Below are 18130 nucleotides of genomic sequence, written 5' to 3'. Positions count from 1 at the left end.
GATGCCTGCCAAGAAAGCTGCAAAGAAGGCGGCCGCCAAAGCCGCTTCCGAAGTTCCTGCTGCCAAGAAGGCCGCGAAGAAAGCTCCTGCCAAAAAAGCCGCGGGAAAGGCGGCCAAAAGTGAGGCTCCTGCCCCTGCTCCGGTCGCGAAGGTGGAGGCTCCTGCCCCCACCAAGTCGGCCGCGAAGGGCAAGACCGCTGCACCGAAGGCCAAGGACGTCGCAAAGGCCGCCTATCTCAACTACAAGAGCCGGGTGGAGAAGGGCGAGCATGGTGACCAGCTCGGGGATTGGCTGGCGGCGGAGAAGACCGAAGAGGATTGATCAGCGGGACGGGTTTGTGGGCACGGTGCCATCCTGACCCGCTTTGCGCTTTTCCCGGTGGCAGTCCGCGCCGAAGCTCGGGGCGTGAAGTGTTCTTCCCTTGGTATCGGGCTCGCTGGACTTGGCACCGTCGGTTCCGGCGTGGTGCTGGCATTGGAACGCAATGCGGGCCTGATCTGTGACCGCACGGGTGGTCTGGTAAATCTGGAGGTGGCGAAGGTGCTGGTGCGCGACCTCGCGAAGGTGCGGCCTGTCAACTTGCCTGCGGAGAAACTGACGACTTCCTGGAAGGAAGTGGTCGAGGACCCGGCAGTGGATATTGTCGTCGAGCTGATCGGCGGCACCACGGATGCCTTTGAGATCGTGGCGGCGGCGCTGAAGGCCGGGAAGCCGGTGGTCACGGGCAACAAGGCCTTGCTCGCCGAGCGTGGCGTCGAGCTTTTCGCTCTCTCGAAGGAACACGACGCGCCGATCCATTTCGAAGCTGCGGTCGCCGGGGGCATCCCGATCATCAAGACGGTGCAGGAGTCCTTCATCGGCAACCGCATCCACTCGATCACCGGGATCATCAATGGGACCTCGAACTACATCCTCGAGCGGATGACGACTGCGGGTCTGGAATTCTCCGCCGCGCTCGCCGAGGCCCAGGCACTGGGCTATGCCGAGGCTGATCCGGCGCTGGACGTGAATGGCTGGGATGCCGCCCACAAGGCGATCCTGCTGGCCACGCTGGCCTATGGCTTTCCGATCGATCCGGCGAAGGTCCACGTTGCGGGGATCGAGCAGGTCCGTCCGATCGACATCGATTTCGCGACGCGCCTCGGCTATGTCGTCAAGTTGCTGGCGGTGGTCCGCGAGCATCCGGATGGCGCGGTGGAGTTGCGGGTGCAGCCTTCGTTCATCGCCAAGACTCACATCCTCGCCAGCGTGCATGGGGTCTTCAATGCGGTGGCGGTGCACGGTGATGCCGCCGGTGAATCGCTCTTTTACGGACGCGGTGCGGGCCAGGATCCGACCGCCTCATCGGTGGTTGCGGACTTGGTGGAGACGGCTCGCTCATTGCGCCAGCCGACCGGGCACCGCGGTTTCCTGCCCTATCGCGAGAACGGCACCCTGCTGCCGGTGGAAGATACCGAGACGGCGTATTACGTGCGCTTCGACGTGACCGACCGCCCGGGCGTGATCGCTGAGGTTGCTCGGGTGTTGGCGGATGCGGGCATCGGTATTTCCGGCACGCATTCACCGGTGAAGCCGGATCAACCGGACGCGGCTTTCCTCGATATGGTCTTCATTCTGCACACCTGCAACTTCGGGCTCTTGCAAGAGACGCTCGCGAAGGTGGAGGCGCTGGATTGCATCAACAGCGCGCCGGTGGTTTTCCGGATTGAGAAGCTTTAAGCAGAGGAGGGCGGAGGACGTTTGCAATTTGCCCTTTTAGCGGGCTTTTCTGTGAATTTTCCGCGAAGAGGACCTATAACATCGACCAGATAACTCGTCTCGGGAAGCCTCCGCGCCCAAAGGCTCTCCGGCGATGGTCATGTTTGCTTCTCTCCTCTCTCTCCCTGCGCCCGCATGGCTGCGGGCTTCCGCTGCTTGTGTGCTGATGGCTCCGGCCTTGGCCGCGGCCCTGCCCCCGATGGATCCGCCGGTGCAGACGGTGCCGACGGATTACCTGCAATCCTTTATCGGCGCGGAGCAGCATGCGGTTTATCGCGCACTGAGCTACGCGGACGGCAATCGGCAAGTCACGATCTCCCGCTATGCCATGCCGGTCGATGGCAGCGCCGCGAGCGTGCAGACCAGCACCTATCCCGCTGGATTCCTACCCAAGGGTGTGGCGAAAGGTCTTGTTTACGGCTACAACGATCAAAACGGCGATTCCTTTCCGGAGGACTTCCGCGTGCTGGATGTGGCCACTCAGCAGCTGGTTGTCTCCTATCCGATGACGACCAGCCTCTCTTCGTTGAAGGAGCTGCGTCAGGAGGACGGCTGCATCGTTTCCAGCCAATATCTCAGCAGCCCGATCAAGCTGCTGCGTTTCAATGCGACTACTCGGACGATCACCGAATCGACCTACGATCTCTCGGCCCTCGGGAATTTCTCCACGCTGAACCTGATCGGGGCCGGAGATGGCTGGCTGGCCTTCCATTTCTACAATCCCTTGGAGAACCAGAACAAGCTGGTCGCGGTGGATTCCACGACTTCCGCCAAGAAGGGCGAAGCGACTGTGGGCGGCTTCATGGTCGCGGATCCGATGTATGCCTTCGCTTCCGACACGCAGTTCCACTTCGCGAACGGCAAGATTCTGGCGATGGACGTAAACACCGGCGCATCGACCTTCCTCGGCGATGGCGTGGCGGGTGCGATCAAGACACCGAGGTATATGACCGCGCGTGGCAATGAACTCTGGGTCCAGGGTTATCTGGAAAGTGTCAGCTCCGGAGGGGCGGAACTCCAGATGTGGCGCAAGGGTGCGGGTGGCCAGTGGCAGATGGAATTCCGCGGCAGCCCCGATCGCCCGGCACTATTCGACAATCCCTTCGGTGAGCTGATCGCCACTGCGGAGGGCTGCTTCTCCGAGGGCCAAAACGTCACGGACTACTACGTGCCCGCGCTGTCCCGGCCGATCCTGACCATGCCCGGCGGCATCCATCTCAAGGACCATGGCGGCAAACAGAAAGTCACCTTGAAGCTCGATCGCCCTTCGGATGGTCCACTCTCCGTGCGTGTCCGCAGCGCCGGTGGATCCGCGACTGCGGATGTGGACTACGTGGCGATCAACAAGGTCGTGAACTTCCCCGCCGGATCAAGCGAAGCGACCCTTGAAGTGGAGGTGCTCGCCGATCTGGTGCCAGAGTCGCACGAGACCATCGGGCTGATCTTTTCCGAGCCCCAGGGGATGTATCTGCCGGAGATCCATCGCGGTCATCTGATTGTGGATGCCAGCGGCTTGCAGCTTACCGAACTGAAGCTGCTCAATTCCACAGGAGCGCCACTCACTGTGGCCACTCCCTTGATGCGTGACCCCGAGCTTACCGTTGGCATTGCTGCGGTGCCCCAGGCGACCAGCCCGGAGAAGATCTGCATCTGGGATAATGCCAGCGGCGCCCTGCGCGGTATCACCAGCGTTCCGGTCTTCGGTCTGTTCGAGTCGGCAGCGGAATTCCTCTCCACGCCGGACAGCATCGAGGTGCAGTATCTCCAGAACGGGAACATCATCCTCGCCCGCCTCAATCGCCAGACCGGCGCGGTGCTCAGCTCTGCCAGCTTCCCCATCCCCGGCTTCATCCGCGACATTGTGCTGCTCGGGGGTGGCCGTGCGCTGGTCAGCTATTCTCCGAGCGGCAATTCCAGTGACTGGGCGGCCCGGACCATCGCGATAGGCGGGCCAGCGGGCGGCACGGCGTTCCCGAATCCTCCGCCTCATTCCAACGGCAATGATCCGACCTTCATCAGTGATGGCCGCTACCTCATTGCTTCCTGGGGGAGCCATTCGCTTTCCTCGCAGACTGCCGGCTTCCTCGGTGTTTTCGATCCCGCCACGCTGGCACCGGTCTGGCAGATGCAATTGGGAAATTACGCGTATGCCACTCCGATCGCCATCCGCGGCGACATGTTTCTCTTCGGGGCCACTGGCAGAGTGGTCGCCATCGATATTCCGACCCGCGAGACTCTTTGGGAGCAGACCGCGGAATTCGATGCGGGTGCCGTGGGCGATAGCATTTGGTATGGGGGTGGCTATGATCCGAAGGCCTACGACCTCGCGACCGGAGCGCTGATCGATGGACCGGACTACCTCGCGGAAACCACCAGCGCGATCGAGCAAGTCGCCGTGGATGGCAGCGGCGGCATCGTGCTGCGGGACTACGAGGTCGTCCCGATTCCCGGTAGCATGGACACCGGCCTCCGCTTCCGCCTGCGCTTGCTGAGCGACCGGCGCACCCGGCCTGCGGTGCAGTTGATCAACCAAGCCGTCGAGCAATCGCACGATGGCGCAAGCTTCGCGCTGTACGCGGTCGAAAAGACCAATGTCCCGGTACAGGTCTCACTCTATCACCTCGACGCGAATAGCACGGCCTACGCGAAGATGACGCTGGATCCCAACCCGGTCAGCCTGCCGATGGATGGCAGCACGGTTGGTGTGCCTTATCGCGTCCAGCCCGACAATGGTCCTATCCACAGGCCGGAATTCCGGATCGGGGCCAAGATCGAAGCTCCCGGCATTCCGCCTCTCACCGGAATGAAGATCCTGCCGATGGTTTCCGGGATCCCCATCGCCGCCGCGCATCTCGGCACTGTGGTGGCCACCACTCCCGCGGGTGCAGGAAATCCCAAGCTCTTCGGCATCAGGGCCAATGACGGCAAGCTGGCCGCCTACTCTGGCAATCCCTATGGGCTGTTCCTCCCGGGCCCGACCCATCGCGTGGATGTCATCGACGCGGCTAGTGGCAATCTGCTGCGCCGGATCAGTGATCCGGTGCCGCTGTCGAACCGCATGTTCGGCATCAACGCCATTGCCCAGGGCGACAAGGTCTTGATCATCTCGCGGGTGGCAGGTGGCGAGACCGGCACCGCGGAGATCTTCTCGATCTCCACCGGCCAGCCACTCGCCGTGCTCACCTACAAGGGCAAGCTGCCCGGCTTCGGAGAGACGCTGGCCTCGAATGCCAACTACTTCGCGATTGGCATTCCCGGCATGGACCTCGGCAAGCCCGCGGGTTCGCAGGTCGAGGTCTTCCGCTGGGCTGACTTCAAGAGCGCCTTCCGCAAGGCCGGTGGCAAGAACTCCGGCCTCGGCACCGGCTTGGTTTTCAAGGGCGACCTGCTCTACGTCTCGGCGCCCGGCAAGCGGCCGCCCGGCAAGAGCATTGATTACACCAAGGGCAAGGTCTTCGGCTTCAAGATCGGAGCGAAGGCCAAGGGCAAGCTGCCGCTGCCGACCGGTACCAGCGGCGAACTCGCCGCGGGTGATTCCAGCCTTATCGTAGGCAATGAGCTGCACCTGCGCGCTTACGATTGGTCCACCATGCAGATGAAGTGGAGCCAACCCTTCAAGGGCAACTTCATGAGTTATCAGGGGCCGATCGGTGCCGGCAGCGGCATGGTCTCGATGCGCAGCCTGCGCGATCTCATCCTGCTTTCTGAGTCCGATGGTTCGCATGCGGCGACCGCGCGCTTCTCCACCGAGTTCGACAATGAGGCATACGGCGACCTTTTCGGTGCGGAGATTGTGGGCGACAGCGTCTTCACCCTGCAGGATGGCGTGGTAACCAAGTGGCCGAAGACGGCGCTCGGCGACTTCTCCTCCTGGCGTTACTTCCAAGGTCTCAGACTCGCTCAAGCCGGTCCGAAGGAGGATCACGATGGCAACGGTATCGCTGACTTCGATGACTACGTGGCGAATCGTCTCAATCCAGCGGCACCCTTTGCAACTGCGGTCCATGAGAATGGAAAGGTCCGGGTGGACTCCGCCGTTTTGCCACCGCCGGACGTGCTGGTTGTAGTGGAGGCGGAGATCGAGCCCGGTCTATGGCGCGCGATCGCTTGGCGGGAAGGTCATCATGGCTGGACAGGGCCGGGCGCTGCTCCGGCCGCAGGGTCCCTGCTCGTGGATCTGCCTGCGGATTCGATTGCCCAGCCTGCGCTGCGGCTGCGCTATCTTCCTTCCGCCAGCTTCGGTGCCGCGTGGGGAGGAGGGCAGTGGCCGCCTGAAGATCGCCTCGAAGAGTCCGGTTTCGCGGCCAAGGCGTTCGCTGCCGTTGCCGATTCGGATGGGGACGGCTTACCGGATTGGCTCGAAGCGCAGCTTGGGGTGCAGGCTGGTGGTGCCCCGCTGGGACTCATCTCCGGCCCTGCCGGCTCCGGCGTCTGCTTCCTGCGTCCCCGTGATGGCTCAGCGGCCTTCGATGTGGAGTCGAGTGCGGACCTACAGGTCTGGCAGTCCGTGAAGGACGATCCCGGTGTGGAGATCGGCGTGGTGCTGGAGAATGACCAGCACGAGCGCGTGACGATCCGTGGCAAGGCGGGCGTGGGACAGCGCTTCTTCCGCGTGAAATACTAGGCTTTTTGTGGCAATGCTGTTCGTTGGCTCGGAATAGGTCCGATGGGATGCGTATCTCCCATGGGACCTATTCCAACGAGCCAAGGGTTCGCGTGTCTCTTCCCGGGTAGCTGTCCTGGCACTCCTCTGGCTGAAGCGCCCGGGAGTTTTTTCAGAATTCTGTAACCACCTTCCCCTTGTCGGCATTCGGGTAGATGAAGGGCGGGCTCTCGAGCCTGCCGGTTTCGAATCAATCACCAACCTGAACCGAACATGAAAATCATCACCGTTTGCGTCGGACTTGCTTCCGTCCTTGCCGGTTTATCGCTTGCTGCCGGTCCCTTGAAAGCGGCCACCACGGGAGAGGGTTCCCACCCGCTGCGCAAGATGCTGGCGGGTCGTTTCGCCACCTTCCGCGAAAGCCTGGCTCTTACCGATAGCCAGAAGCAGGAGATCCGCGGTGTGCTCAAGGGCTACACGAGCCGCATCAAGGACCAGTGGGACGAGTCCAAAACCACGCGCGATTCGATGCGCGATGCCGTGAAAGAGCACGGTGCCGACTCGGCCGAGGCCAAGGCAGCAGCCAAGGCGGTTGGCACCTCTGCTGAACATCGCGCCCTGCTGATCGCGGAGATCGCCACCAAGGTGAAGCCGATCCTGACCGCGGATCAGGTCTCCAAGATCGAGTCCGCTTGGGCCGAGATCGAGAATCTGATCGACGCGCGCTTCGCCAAGGTCGGTGAATGAGGTCGCCCCGCAATGAGCGATGATCCCGATCTGGACCCGATTCTCCGCGCGCGTTCCGGAGATACGGCCGCCTTCGGGGAGATCGTCACCAAGTATCAGCCCGTGCTCGCCGCCATGCTGCACCGCTTCGCCGCCACGCCCGCCGATCTGGAGGATCTGGTGCAGGAGAGCTTTGTGAAGGCATGGCAGGCGCTGCCGGGCTGGGTGCCGGAGCAGCCATTCTTACACTGGCTGAAGCGGATCGCGGCGCGCAGCGGCTTGGAATATTGCCGGCGGCGCAAGCGCCAGCCACTGGTTTTCACCGACCGGGTGCCGGAAGCTGTGGCGGGAGCGGAAGCCGCGGACGATCCGGCGAATACCGCGCTGGACGAGGCGCGCGCCTTGCTGGCGGAGCTTCCCGCGGATGAACAAGCCTTGCTGACTCTGGTCCACCTTCACGGCATGAGCATGGCCGAGGCCGCCGAGCACTTCGGCTGGAGCCGTGCAAAAGCCAAAATCAAAGCCTTCCGCGCGCGACATGCGCTGCGCAAAATCCTCTCACGCCATGGCTATGACGGAACCTGAGAAGAACAAGAATTGGTCCGATCTGGTGAGCGGGGCAAGCCAGGCGGTTGCACCGGAAATCGACGTGGCTGCACCGGTGCTTGCAGCATTGCGAGCGCGCCCGGTTCATTCCGACGCCCTGCCCACGCTGGCCGATGAAGTCGCGGGTCTGTTCGCCCGGCGCTGGTTCAAGCCGGCCTTCGTGGTGCTGCTGCTTGTTGCCGCGGGGCTTGCCTACGAGGGTTACGGTAGTTCCGAGGCTGTTTCCTTCCTCTTTGAATTTGCCCTATGAACGATGTCGTAGCTCCCGATCCCGCGATGCCGAAGAAGGGACGCAACCGGCTCAAGGCCCTGTTGCTCTTGGCTCTGGTATTCTTTCTCGGTGTGGCGGCAGGTGTCGGTATCACCGGGGTGGTAACGGTAAAACGCCTGCAGGCCAGCTTGCGCAATTCGCTCGTGGCAGAGGGCCCGGCGAAGCGCTTCGTCGATCGCGTGGAGCGGGACTTGTCAAAGCGCCTCGACCTGACGCCGGAGGAACAAGCGGCAGTGCGGGAAGAACTGGGAGCAAGCCGCGGCAAGCTGATGGAAATCCGCTCGGGATTGCGGCACGATGTGCGCGTCCTGGCGGCCGATAGCGTGGAGCGGATCGCGACGCGCTTGCCTGAAGGGAAACGCGAGGCGCTCCGCAAGTATGCCGGTGAGCGCCTGCGTCCGTGGGGGCTGGGGGATTGACCGGCTGCTGTTGCTCTGATCGTTCTCCGGCATTGGGCACATTGTCAGATTTTCCGGATCAGCAGACCCCGATTGCGTCATTTGATTCCCGCTTGCATCCTACCATGCGATACCTCTTTTTTGTCAGTAATCGACTCCGGGGTGGGGCTGCTTGTCATGAAGCGAATATGGGTACCTGTCATTGCTGCGATCGTCGCGTTGGTTGGAGTGCAGCTTTGGAGCTCGCGAGCCCTCCATCCTCCAAAGAGTTCTGCATACTCTCGTATGGTGGAGAAGGTGGGATACTATCCCATCGGTCAATCGGGATGTTGGGTGAAAGTATTTGAAGACAAGAATGGAGAAATCAACGTTGAGACTCGGCTGAAACCTCTCTCTGAAACGCAGCATCCCGGTGCGGTTACCGACCTCAAGAGCGTCGAAGGTTATATCGATCCGAAGGAACCTTGGTGTGTATACATTCAGGATGAATCCACCATCTGGATTTTCCATTCAACCGGCGCAGAAAAGCACTTTTGCGGCACCGGAGCAGACGGGAGGCTTGGTCTTGATCGCGATGCCCTTCTTGGAGGCAAGTTGCATGGTGTCCCTGCGGAATTCCTTGCGGGCATTGAGAAGGTTCGCGGTGCTTCACAGCAAGATCCGGAGAACGCTACTGAATAGGTCCGTGTCGGGCTTCAGGGCGGCGCACTCACTCCCCCAGCATCTTGCAAGGTGTCATGCCACTGCGAATCGAGCGCCAAGGTTCTTCAGCGGACACATCCTCTGGATCCGGGGCGGCTTCCAAGCCTTCTTCCAGCTTTGCTGGCGAGAGGATTGCATGGAAGACCAAGGTCTCATCGAAGGGATTGTAGGTCGCATGGACGACTCCGGCTGGTAGGTGGGCGATCTCGCCGGGGCCGAGGATGCGGTATTCGCCGTCCACCCACTGTTCGGCGCGGCCGGAGACGACGTGGATGATCTCTTCGCGGTGCGGGTGGCGGTGGAAGGGGTGGCAGTGGCCGGGGGGCATGGTTGCGCGGACCATCAGGAGATTTTCCGCGGCGACGAGGTCGGGGCGGACGAGCCATTCGTTGTGGGTCCAGGGGTTGGTTTCATAGTATTGCTCACCTTCTTGGACGAAGCGCTTCATATCGGATCTGCACTCTTACGATGGCTGCGGGGGGCGACAAGCTATTCAGGTGCGAGTCGGGATATCGAATATCCACATTTCCCGTCCTTGATCCCGGGCGGCTTCCGGCTAGGCTGGAAGGAATGCCCACTTCGTCGACCGCCGAAGCCGAGATTATCCGCAGCCATGTGGTGCGGGGGGATGAGATCGATGCGCGCGACTGGATCTTGGCCAGTCCCTTGTGTCCTTTGCTGGCGCAGCACCACATCGCGCACCTCGGGCTGCTGGAAATGCGCGAGCCGTATGAGATGTCGCGGCCGGACCAGTCCGGGACCTTCATGCTCGCCTGTCTGAGTGGCAGCGGGCTGGTGAAGGTGGACGGCCAGTGGAAGCGGGTCGCGGCGGGGCATGCCTGCCTGCTGCCGCCCTTCGTGAGCAATGCGATGAAGGCGACGGGCAAGGAACCGTGGCTGATGTGCTGGGTCCGCTACCGCGAGTCGCGGGAGTCGAATCCGATCGTCTCCGCCGCTTCGCCAGTGCTCGGGGCCTATGATCCCCAGCCCTTGCTAAATGCGATCCAAGGGCTGCATGCCGAATGCAAGGGTGATGCCGCGCCGGCGATGCTGCACCTGTGGACAGAGCTGATCCACTCCTACGTCCTGCGTTTCGCCCAGCCGCACCAGGCGGATGCCCGGTTGTGGAAGCTATGGGAGCAGGTGCAGAACTCCCTGGAGTATCCGTGGTCCTTGGAGGAACTCGCGCACCGCGCGTGCGTCTGCAAGGAGCACCTGCGCCGCCTGTGCCGGAACGAGCTGGGACGCAGCCCAATGCAGCAGGTGACCTTCCTGCGCATGCAGCAGGCGAGGCACTTGCTGGCGACCACCGACGAGAAGGTGGAAACCATCACTCGCCAGATCGGCTACACGAATCCGCACACCTTTTCGAACACCTTCAAGAAGTGGATCGGCTGGCGGCCTTCCGAGCAGCGCCGCTGAAGAAATCCACATGTCCGTATCCCTTCTGCTGCCGCTGCGAGGAAGTCCTTCCGGTGGACGGTATGAGGGGCAAGTTTGATTCCCGTTCCTTCTTACCCCAACCCATGAGCTCCGGACTTTCCCGATTAACGGCCATCCTGCTGGCCATCTCGAGTGCCCACGCCGCGGCGCCCGAGTTCTATCTGCAATCCAAGGAGGCGATCGCCGGTGCGAGTAGTGCGCACGAGGCGATGCCGGCCGATGCGGATTTGCAAAAGGCCGACGCCATCCTTGTGACCAAGGGCCAGTGGACGCCGGAGGAGCGCGAGCGCATCCGCGGCTATGCCGAGAAGGGTGGCGGCGTGGTGCTGGTGCACGATGCGATTCCGGCCTCTCCTTGGGCGAAGGGCGAGCTGCAGCGTTGGGCGGGCGAGGTGCCGCTCTTCTTCACCCCGCCGGGCCGCGAGGATGCGGTGACCAAGGGGGTCTCAAACTTCGACATCAATGATGAGATGTTCCATGGCCTCGAGCCGGAGAAGGGCTCGAAGGTGCTGGCCACCACTTGGTCGCCTAACAAGAAACACCTCAAGGGCACCGATCCGCAGCCCTATGTCTATGGCGTTTCGCCGATGATCTGGTCGCAGGAAGTCGGCAAGGGCCGGGTGGTCTTCTTCGTGCCGGGCAAGAACGCGGAGACACTCACGCATCCGGCGATCCGGGCGATGCTGCGCCGCTCGCTGTCGTGGTCCGCGAAGCGCGACAACGTGGATGAGTTCAACACCAAGGAGGACCTTGCGACCTTGGTCTATCCGCCGGGCGGGCCGCTCTCGCCGGAGAAGTCGCTGGAGTCGCTGAAGGTGCATCCGGACTTCAAGGTGAACCTGGTGGCGGCCGAGCCGCTGATCTCCAAGCCGCTGAATCTGGACTGGGACGCGCAGGGGCGGCTGTGGGTGGTGGAGAGCTTGGAATATCCCGAGGGCAAGGAAGGCGGTGGTCCGGAGTCGATGTATGCGTACTGGGATCGCGACAGCAACCTGGTGAAGCCTGCGCCGGTGAACCGTCCCGGTCGCGACCGGATCACGATGCTGGAGGACACGAATGGCGACGGCGTGATGGATTCGAAGAAGGTCTTCGCCGATGACCTCGATCTCGCCACGGCGTTCTGTTTCTACCGTGACGGAGTGATCGTCGGCCAAGCGCCGGAGATCCTCTACCTGCGCGATGCCGACCACGATGGCCGGGCGGAAACCCGCACGGTGCTCTACAAGGGTCTTGGCACCTCGGATCGCCACGCGGTGATCAACAACTTCCGCTGGGGTCTCGATGGCTGGATCTACGCGACGCACGGCTACGCCGGCTCGCGCCAGGTGACCTCGGGAGATGGCAGCAAGGACTTCGGTGCGATCAATTCGGGCATCGTGCGCTTTAAGCCGGATGGCTCCGCGATCGAGATGGTCAGCGCCAAGTCGGGCAACTGCTGGGGCGTGGACATGACCACGGACGGCGAGCTGATCTTCACCCAGCCGACTTCCGGCGATCTGGTCATGCACGTGCCGGTGTCCGACCGGATCATGGCGGAGGGTGGCCTGGGCCGCGAGCCGTCCTGGCAGGTGATGGTGCACCTGCGTCCCGTGAAGCCGCTGATGTCCTGGGAGGAAATCGTGGAGAACCAGCCGAACGATGTGATCGGTTCCTTCACCGCGGCCTGTGGTTGCGCGGTGTATGAAGGCGGTGCCTGGCCGGATGTTTGGAAGATGGGCTACTTCACCGCCGAGCCGACGGTGCACATCATCCACCATGAGGCGCTCACTCCGGATGGCCCGACCTACTCCGCGGCCAAGACCCGCGAGGAGGAGTTCTCCGCGACCCGCGACTTCTGGACCCGGCCGATCGACACCCGAGTCGGCCCGGATGGCCAGCTCTACGTGATCGATTTCTACAACCAGGCGATCTTGCACAACGACCCGCGTGGGCCGATCCACCTGTGGTACAATCAAGCGGCGCGTCCTGACCGGGATCACTACTTCGGCCGGATCCAACGCTATAGCCACAAGGAATCGAAGCCGCTGCCGAAGGCAGAGCTAACGACTCTCGATGGTCAGATCGCCGCGCTGTCGCACCCGAACCGCGATATCCGTTTCCGGGCGCAGCGCTTGATTGAAGAAGGCGACCTGAAGACCGCCGCGAACCGTTTGGGCGATGCGAAGGGTGTGGCGCGACTGCACGCGCTCTGGATCCGCTCTGCCGCTGGCGTTTTGAAGTCCGAAGAACTGATCTCTGCCATTGGCGATAGCGATCTTGCGCTGCGTGTGACGGTCGGCCGTGTGATCGGTGCTCATCCGGAACTTGCCACAGCTCCGGTGTTGGAAGAGTTGGGCCGTCGCCTGCCGGGGGAAGCGGATGCCCGGGTGCGTTTGCAGTGGCTCGCGGGGCTTCCGGCGGATGCCGCTTTGCCGGCTGAGGTGCTGGTGGCACTCCAAGCGAAGTCCGATGACCGCTGGACGCGTGCCGCGATTGCACGGCTTGCGCGCAAGCAGCCGGCACAGGTGCTGGCTGCTGCCCTGGCCTCGGGTGAAGCAGACAAACAGGCGGGCCTTGCCGCGCAGTTGTTCGATGCCTTCAGTGGCGATGCCGCGGTCCTGCCTGCGATGCTGGAAGCGATCGCGAAGTCCGGTGGCAAGAGCCCGCAGATCGCAGTGGCTTCCCTGGCTTCATTGCGTGGACGCAAGTTGCCGGCGAGCCCGAAGCTGGGCGAAGTGATGGAGCAACTCGCGGCCAGCAATTCCCCGCAGATCGCCGCCGCGGCTCTGCCGTTGTCTGCGGTGCCCGCCAATCCGGCGAAGGTGGAGGAAGCGGTGAAGCGGATCCTCGCGGTAGCGCCGCAGGATTCCCAGGTGCTTGCTTCGCTGGGAAATCTACCGGTTCTGCCTGCTGCCTTGATCGCTGCCCTGAAAGACGGGCTTACCCGCGAGTCGCCGCAGCGTGGTGCGATCCTTGATACCGTGCTGGGGAATGTGTCGGGCGATGCGACCAAGCTGACGCTTGCGGTGCTGCCTTCCTTGCCCGCAGGAGAAAAGGCCAAGGCGATCGAGGCCCTGTTAGGCCGACCGGCTTCGGCGATGGCCCTAAGCGACGCGCTGAACGACGGCAGCCTCTCCGTGCAGGTCACCGGCACGCCGGTGCTCGCGCGCTTGGCCGATCACCCGGATGCTGCGGTGAAGGAGCACGCCGCGCCGATGCTCAAGCGACTGCGCGGGGCGGTGGAAGCGAAGGATGCGGTGATCGCGCGCCTGCTCCCGGAAGTCAGCAAACCGGGCAACCCGGAGGCCGGCAAGGCGCTCTTTGCCTCCTGCGCGGTGTGCCACAACTTCCGTGGTGAAGGCGCGTTGATCGGCCCCGTGCTGGAAGGCATCGGCGTTCACAGTGTGGAAGCCCTGCTGACCCACATTGTCGATCCGAACCGGGAGGTCGAGCCGAGCTACCATGTCTGGAACATCAGCACCACGGATGGACGATCTCTCTCCGGCTTCGTCAGCCGTGAGACCGAGGGCAGCCTTTTCATCAAGAGCGCGGGCGGCGAGACCGAGATCCCGCGGGCGCAGATCGCCAGTCGCACGGATACCGGCAAGTCGCTGATGCCGGAAGGTTTCGAAGGCCTCGGTGCGGACACCTTGCGCGACCTGATCGCTTACCTACGCTCCGGAGAGCAGCGCTTCCACACCTTGCCCTTCGGCAAGGCCGCGACGGCCGATGGCAGCCGTGGTGTCTATCTCTCGCATGAGACGCCTGGAGATCAGGTCAGCCTCAAGAAATATGGCCTCGTCGAGGAGCGCGGTGTGCCCTTCCAGCTCCAGGATCCAGCCACTGCTCCCGATGGCAAGAACGTGATTGTTCTCAAGGGCGGGATGGACCCGCGTGCGGTCAGCAAGACCATGCCGCAACGGGTGGAGATTCCCGTGGGCCTCGCGGCCGGCCGCATTCACCTGCTGGGTGCGGTGGCGGGCTGGGGCTTCCCGGCGGCGAATGACCGCGATCCGCTGGTGGAGATCACGGTTTACTATAGCGGTGGTAGTTCGGAGAAGATCGTGCTGCGCAATGGCATCGACTTCGCCGACCATGCTGGACGCATCGATGTCGCCGGATCGGCCTGGGCCGATCAGGTGAAGCGCGGCCAGATCCGCTACCTGTGGCGCGATCTCAAGCAGCCAGCGGCTACGATTGAGAAGATTGTCTTGGCGAGCGCCGATCGCCCTGCCGCGCCGATGATCGCGGCGATCACCTTCGAATCCGCGGACAAGGACGGCAAGATGAAGCCCGCGCCTGCGGAAGGTGGTCCGCTGCCCTCCGATGCCGACAAGGGTGATGCCAAATCGGGCGCGCGTGGATTCTCGGACAAGGAATTCGTCCTGCCGGCCAATACCCAGCGCGTGCTGCTGGCCGGCGGTGGTGGCTCGCACGACTTCGGCGCGTGGTATGACAGCGAGGACCGGAAGATCCTGACCGAGGCGGGCGGCCTGCTGCCCTACTACACCTCCAGTCCGGAAGATGCGGCGGCGCAATTGCCGAACACCGATGTCTTCCTCTTCAGCTCGAATGACCCCGCCTATCCGAAGAGCGAGGCCTTCCGCAAGGCCTTCGATGCTTACGTCGCGCGTGGCGGTGGCTTGGTGCTGTTGCATCCTGCCACTTGGTACAACTGGCCGGATTGGCCGGCTTATAACACGAGCTTCGTGGGTGGTGGCTCACGTGCGCACGATCCGTTGGGGGAATTCACGCTGACCGTGATCAAGCCGGAGCATCCGGTGGTTGCGGGTTTGAGCAAGGAGTTCAAGATCCGCGATGAGCATTATCAGATCAACTTCGAGCCGGGCGCGAAGACCGAGACCTTGATTGAGACCTCTGTTTCGGCGCAGACCGGGAAGAAGCATCCGTCGGTGTGGATCACCGCGCATCCGAAGTGCCGGATTGTGTGTATTGCTCCGGGGCACGATGGGGCGGTGCATCGCAATCCGGAGTTCCGGAGGTTGTTGGTGAATGCGGTGAAGTGGGCGGGGGGGAAGTGAGGCAGGATGCAGAGGCCTTAGTCAAAGGCGGCGGAAACCACGGATTAACACTGATGAACACGGATGAAAGGCAGGAAGGACTGCCGGAGGTGAATCTTTAGTCGTGTTGGGCGGTGTTGGTTCGTGGTTTCTTGGGCATTCCTGAAGCTGTGCTTGGGGGATACGAGAGGATGTTTGGAGGACGCCAGGGTGGGCTTGGGGAAGATCTGTTGTGGGGAGGGTGGTTTGAGGTGCTACACGGCAGCAGGCTGCCTGCCGGAAAGCGGTAGCAGGCTACACGCAGTCCAAGGCGGCTGCGCCGCGGGGAGAGGTGGGTGCAGCCAGTGGGCTGGTTGAAATATTGGGTGCGATTTCCCATGGCCAGCGGGGCTCGGGACGTTGCAGTCTGGGGCCATGAGAAACGCCCTCCTCCTTGCGGCCGCCTCCACCTGCCTGCTCATCACCGGTTGCGATAAGCCGGCTGCGACATCGGAACCGGGGAAGGGCACGCCTTCGCTGCCGGATGTGCCGACCGCGGCGACGGTGCCGGTGGCGGCGCCGCTGCCTGTGGCCAGCCATTTGGGCATCGCCACCCGGGTGCCGGCGGATGCCGATTTCTTCCTCGCGGGTTATCACGCCGACGAGTGGGTGAAGAAGACCATCGAGGAGTTCCTGAAGAGCGAGCTCTTCAAGGATATCGAGAGCAAGCCGGATGCGCCGAAGCCGGAGGAGGTCCCGCTTTATGTGGGAGATGAGGCCTTTGTCTTTGTGAATGGCGGAGGGGTTCAACTCCAGGCTCTGACCAGCGGCTATCGGGACGTGATGGCGTGGAGCACCGGGCAGTTCGTCGCAGGGGCGCTCCGGGAACTGGAGAAGAAAGAGCGCGACCCCGCGGAGACCAAGGCCTGGGCAGACAGCATGAGCGCGGACCTGCTGGAGCGGATCCTGAATGCGGTGGAGAAGGATTCCCAGCTGCAGGTGCCGAGCGTGGTCATGGGTTGGCACCCGGATGCCGCCAAGCTCGATGCGTGCAGCAAGAAAGTGGCGGAGGGACTGGATGAGTTGCTCAAGAAGAGCCCGGACGCGCAGCCGGTGAGTTTCGAGGCCCAGGGCGCCAGCTTCAAGGGCTTCGAATTCGAAGGCAGCAAGGTTTTCGCGAAGGCGCTGGAGGATGCCCGCAAGGCGATGGCGGAGGATCCGAAGGCCAAGGAGATGCTGGACCAGATCCCGCAAGAGCGGATCGAGCGGGTGCTGGCAGCCATGGAGAAGGTCCACTTCACCGTGGCCAGCGGTTCGCTGGATGGCCGCATCTTCCTCTATTGTGGCAATGGCAAGGAAGGCTTCCGCCTCGCCGCCAGTCCCGAGCAATCGCTGGCTGCCACGGATGACCTGAAGTGGACGAATGCCTATGCCGAGAAGAAGATCTCCGGCACGGTCTACTTTTCGGAAGCGATGGTCCGCACCGTCCTGCCGCTGCTCGATAGTTCCGTGTATTTCGAGGAGATCGCGAAGAAGATCGGGCCGCCGATCCGCAATGAGCGGATCTTCCGCGAGCTCCTTTCCGATCTCGCGCAGACGGAGAAGCAACTCGCGCAGCGCGATGCCTCGGCTTTGTCCGTGATTGGCGTGGCCGATGAAGGTTTCCGCCTGGAGTTCCGCGGTGGTTGGCCCGATCCGGCGCTCGACTACAATGCGCCGCTGCGGATGGCCGAAGCTGCCGATGCCAAGAAGCCAGTGCTGCGTGCCCACTGGGTGCAGAACCGGGCGCGCAATGATCTCTCGTGGAAGAGTTGGGAGACCTACGGCTTGATTGTCGATGCGGCCTTGGAGGAGGCGAAAGCGCATGCCGACTCGCCGCTGAAGAAGGTTCCGGAGGGCGCGATTCCTGAGCTGCTCTCCGAGATCCGGGCGCTGAACCGTGCCTATCGCGATGAGTTCCGCGCGGGCATCGGTGATGAGGTGGCGATCGTCGCCGATCTCAAGGGCGAGATCCCTGCGGTGCCCGGCATCTCCGAGGAGGTGATCCGCAACAACACGATGCCCCGCTTCGTGATCGTGCGGGAGGTGAAGGATCGCGCGCTGCTGGACAAGGCGGGTGCCACCAGCGCCGGAGTCTGGTCGAATCTCACTGGCATGGCTTCCAAGTATTCCGGCAATGAGATGCCCCTGATCCTGCCGCAGAAGCTGGACTCGGATGATCTCACCACCTGGTATTTCCCGGCACCCTTCATCGGTGGCGATTTCGTCCCCGGCGTCAGCCTGAATGACAAGCTGTGGATGGTGGGCACCTCGCGCGAGCTGGCCTCCGGTATGGCCAAGGCGCTGGCGACTCCTGCCAGCGGAAGCGAGAGCGGCATGCTGGTGGAGATCGACATGGCACCCTACTGGGACTGGATGCAGGAGCTGGTGAAGCGCAACGGCCTGAATGCCGACCAGCTGCTGGAAGAAGCTCCCGAGGAGATGAAGAAGCTCACCAAGCCGGAGGATGTCGAGAAGGCTCTGGAATCCATGCGCAAGATGAAGGGGCTGAGCTACCGCAAGTGGCTGGAGCAAGGGAAGCCGCGCGCCAGCCTGCATGTGCGCTATGCCAACTGAGCCGCGGCGGCCGGTTGCCGGCTGCCT

General features: G+C 62.9%; 12 protein-coding genes. 11 read left to right on the top strand and 1 reads right to left on the bottom strand.

Annotation, left to right across the window (positions count from 1 at the left end):
• Position 1 precedes the first annotated feature (1 nt).
• The 8 genes from BV071_RS12890 (at position 2) to BV071_RS12855 (ending at position 9044) form a co-directional block, all read left to right on the top strand.
• Positions 2-322 carry a hypothetical protein gene (locus BV071_RS12890; RefSeq protein ID WP_052573281.1) on the top strand — a complete coding sequence of 107 codons (321 nt, stop codon included), beginning with the start codon at positions 2-4 and terminating at the stop codon, positions 320-322.
• Positions 323-406: 84 nt separating this feature from the next.
• Positions 407-1720 carry a homoserine dehydrogenase gene (locus tag BV071_RS12885; RefSeq protein WP_035607481.1) on the top strand — a complete coding sequence of 438 codons (1314 nt, stop codon included), beginning with the start codon at positions 407-409 and terminating at the stop codon, positions 1718-1720.
• A 139-nt stretch (positions 1721-1859) separates the two neighbouring features.
• Positions 1860-6383, top strand: coding sequence for a Calx-beta domain-containing protein (locus BV071_RS12880; protein ID WP_265594382.1), 4524 nt, complete (start codon positions 1860-1862; stop codon positions 6381-6383).
• Positions 6384-6635: 252 nt separating this feature from the next.
• A complete protein-coding gene (locus tag BV071_RS12875) occupies positions 6636-7109 on the top strand; it encodes a Spy/CpxP family protein refolding chaperone (protein ID WP_035607476.1) in 474 nt (157 codons plus the stop codon).
• Between the two features lie 12 nt (positions 7110-7121).
• Positions 7122-7673 carry an RNA polymerase sigma factor gene (locus BV071_RS12870; protein ID WP_035607474.1) on the top strand — a complete coding sequence of 184 codons (552 nt, stop codon included), beginning with the start codon at positions 7122-7124 and terminating at the stop codon, positions 7671-7673.
• Positions 7654-7944, top strand: a complete 291-nt coding sequence (locus BV071_RS12865) for a hypothetical protein (RefSeq protein ID WP_265594381.1) — start codon at positions 7654-7656, stop codon at positions 7942-7944. Before BV071_RS12870 ends, BV071_RS12865 begins: the two co-directional genes overlap by 20 nt.
• Entirely contained in the window at positions 7941-8384 is a 444-nt protein-coding gene (locus BV071_RS12860) for a hypothetical protein (RefSeq protein ID WP_035607462.1), read from the top strand. Before BV071_RS12865 ends, BV071_RS12860 begins: the two co-directional genes overlap by 4 nt.
• Positions 8385-8660: 276 nt before the next feature.
• Positions 8661-9044, top strand: a complete 384-nt coding sequence (locus tag BV071_RS12855) for a hypothetical protein (RefSeq protein ID WP_265594380.1) — start codon at positions 8661-8663, stop codon at positions 9042-9044.
• A gap of 28 nt (positions 9045-9072) precedes the next feature.
• Here the strand turns inward: BV071_RS12855 and BV071_RS12850 are convergent, their stop codons facing one another.
• On the bottom strand, positions 9073-9513 hold the full coding sequence (locus BV071_RS12850; RefSeq protein ID WP_035607447.1) for a cupin domain-containing protein: 441 nt from the start codon (positions 9511-9513) through the stop codon (positions 9073-9075).
• Between the two features lie 122 nt (positions 9514-9635).
• Here BV071_RS12850 and BV071_RS12845 point away from each other — a divergent pair, with 122 nt between their 5' ends.
• The 3 genes from BV071_RS12845 to BV071_RS12835 all read left to right on the top strand — a co-directional run bounded on the left by BV071_RS12845 (position 9636) and on the right by BV071_RS12835 (position 18103).
• Positions 9636-10487, top strand: a complete 852-nt coding sequence (locus BV071_RS12845; protein ID WP_035607444.1) for an AraC family transcriptional regulator — start codon at positions 9636-9638, stop codon at positions 10485-10487.
• 104 nt (positions 10488-10591) lie between these two features.
• Positions 10592-15529, top strand: coding sequence for a PVC-type heme-binding CxxCH protein (locus BV071_RS12840; protein WP_035607442.1), 4938 nt, complete (start codon positions 10592-10594; stop codon positions 15527-15529).
• A gap of 393 nt (positions 15530-15922) precedes the next feature.
• Complete coding sequence (locus tag BV071_RS12835) at positions 15923-18103, top strand: hypothetical protein (RefSeq protein WP_035607438.1); 2181 nt, start codon at positions 15923-15925, stop codon at positions 18101-18103.
• Positions 18104-18130 lie beyond the last annotated feature (27 nt).

The organism is Haloferula sp. BvORR071 (assembly GCF_000739615.1).
Taxonomy (GTDB): domain Bacteria; phylum Verrucomicrobiota; class Verrucomicrobiia; order Verrucomicrobiales; family Akkermansiaceae; genus Haloferula.
Note: the sequence above shows the minus strand (reverse complement) of the source record. Positions and strands in the feature narration are given on the sequence as shown.

Excerpts from the sequence above, each read along its gene's own strand:
- BV071_RS12870 (WP_035607474.1), top strand. The coding sequence starts at position 7,122 with ATGAGCGATGATCCCGATCTGGACCCGATTCTCCGCGCGCGTTCCGGA.
- BV071_RS12835 (WP_035607438.1), top strand. The coding sequence starts at position 15,923 with ATGAGAAACGCCCTCCTCCTTGCGGCCGCCTCCACCTGCCTGCTCATC.
- BV071_RS12865 (WP_265594381.1), top strand. The coding sequence starts at position 7,654 with ATGGCTATGACGGAACCTGAGAAGAACAAGAATTGGTCCGATCTGGTG.
- BV071_RS12850 (WP_035607447.1), bottom strand. The coding sequence starts at position 9,513 with ATGAAGCGCTTCGTCCAAGAAGGTGAGCAATACTATGAAACCAACCCC.
- BV071_RS12880 (WP_265594382.1), top strand. The coding sequence starts at position 1,860 with ATGTTTGCTTCTCTCCTCTCTCTCCCTGCGCCCGCATGGCTGCGGGCT.
- BV071_RS12845 (WP_035607444.1), top strand. The coding sequence starts at position 9,636 with ATGCCCACTTCGTCGACCGCCGAAGCCGAGATTATCCGCAGCCATGTG.
- BV071_RS12875 (WP_035607476.1), top strand. The coding sequence starts at position 6,636 with ATGAAAATCATCACCGTTTGCGTCGGACTTGCTTCCGTCCTTGCCGGT.
- BV071_RS12840 (WP_035607442.1), top strand. The coding sequence starts at position 10,592 with ATGAGCTCCGGACTTTCCCGATTAACGGCCATCCTGCTGGCCATCTCG.
- BV071_RS12860 (WP_035607462.1), top strand. The coding sequence starts at position 7,941 with ATGAACGATGTCGTAGCTCCCGATCCCGCGATGCCGAAGAAGGGACGC.
- BV071_RS12890 (WP_052573281.1), top strand. The coding sequence starts at position 2 with ATGCCTGCCAAGAAAGCTGCAAAGAAGGCGGCCGCCAAAGCCGCTTCC.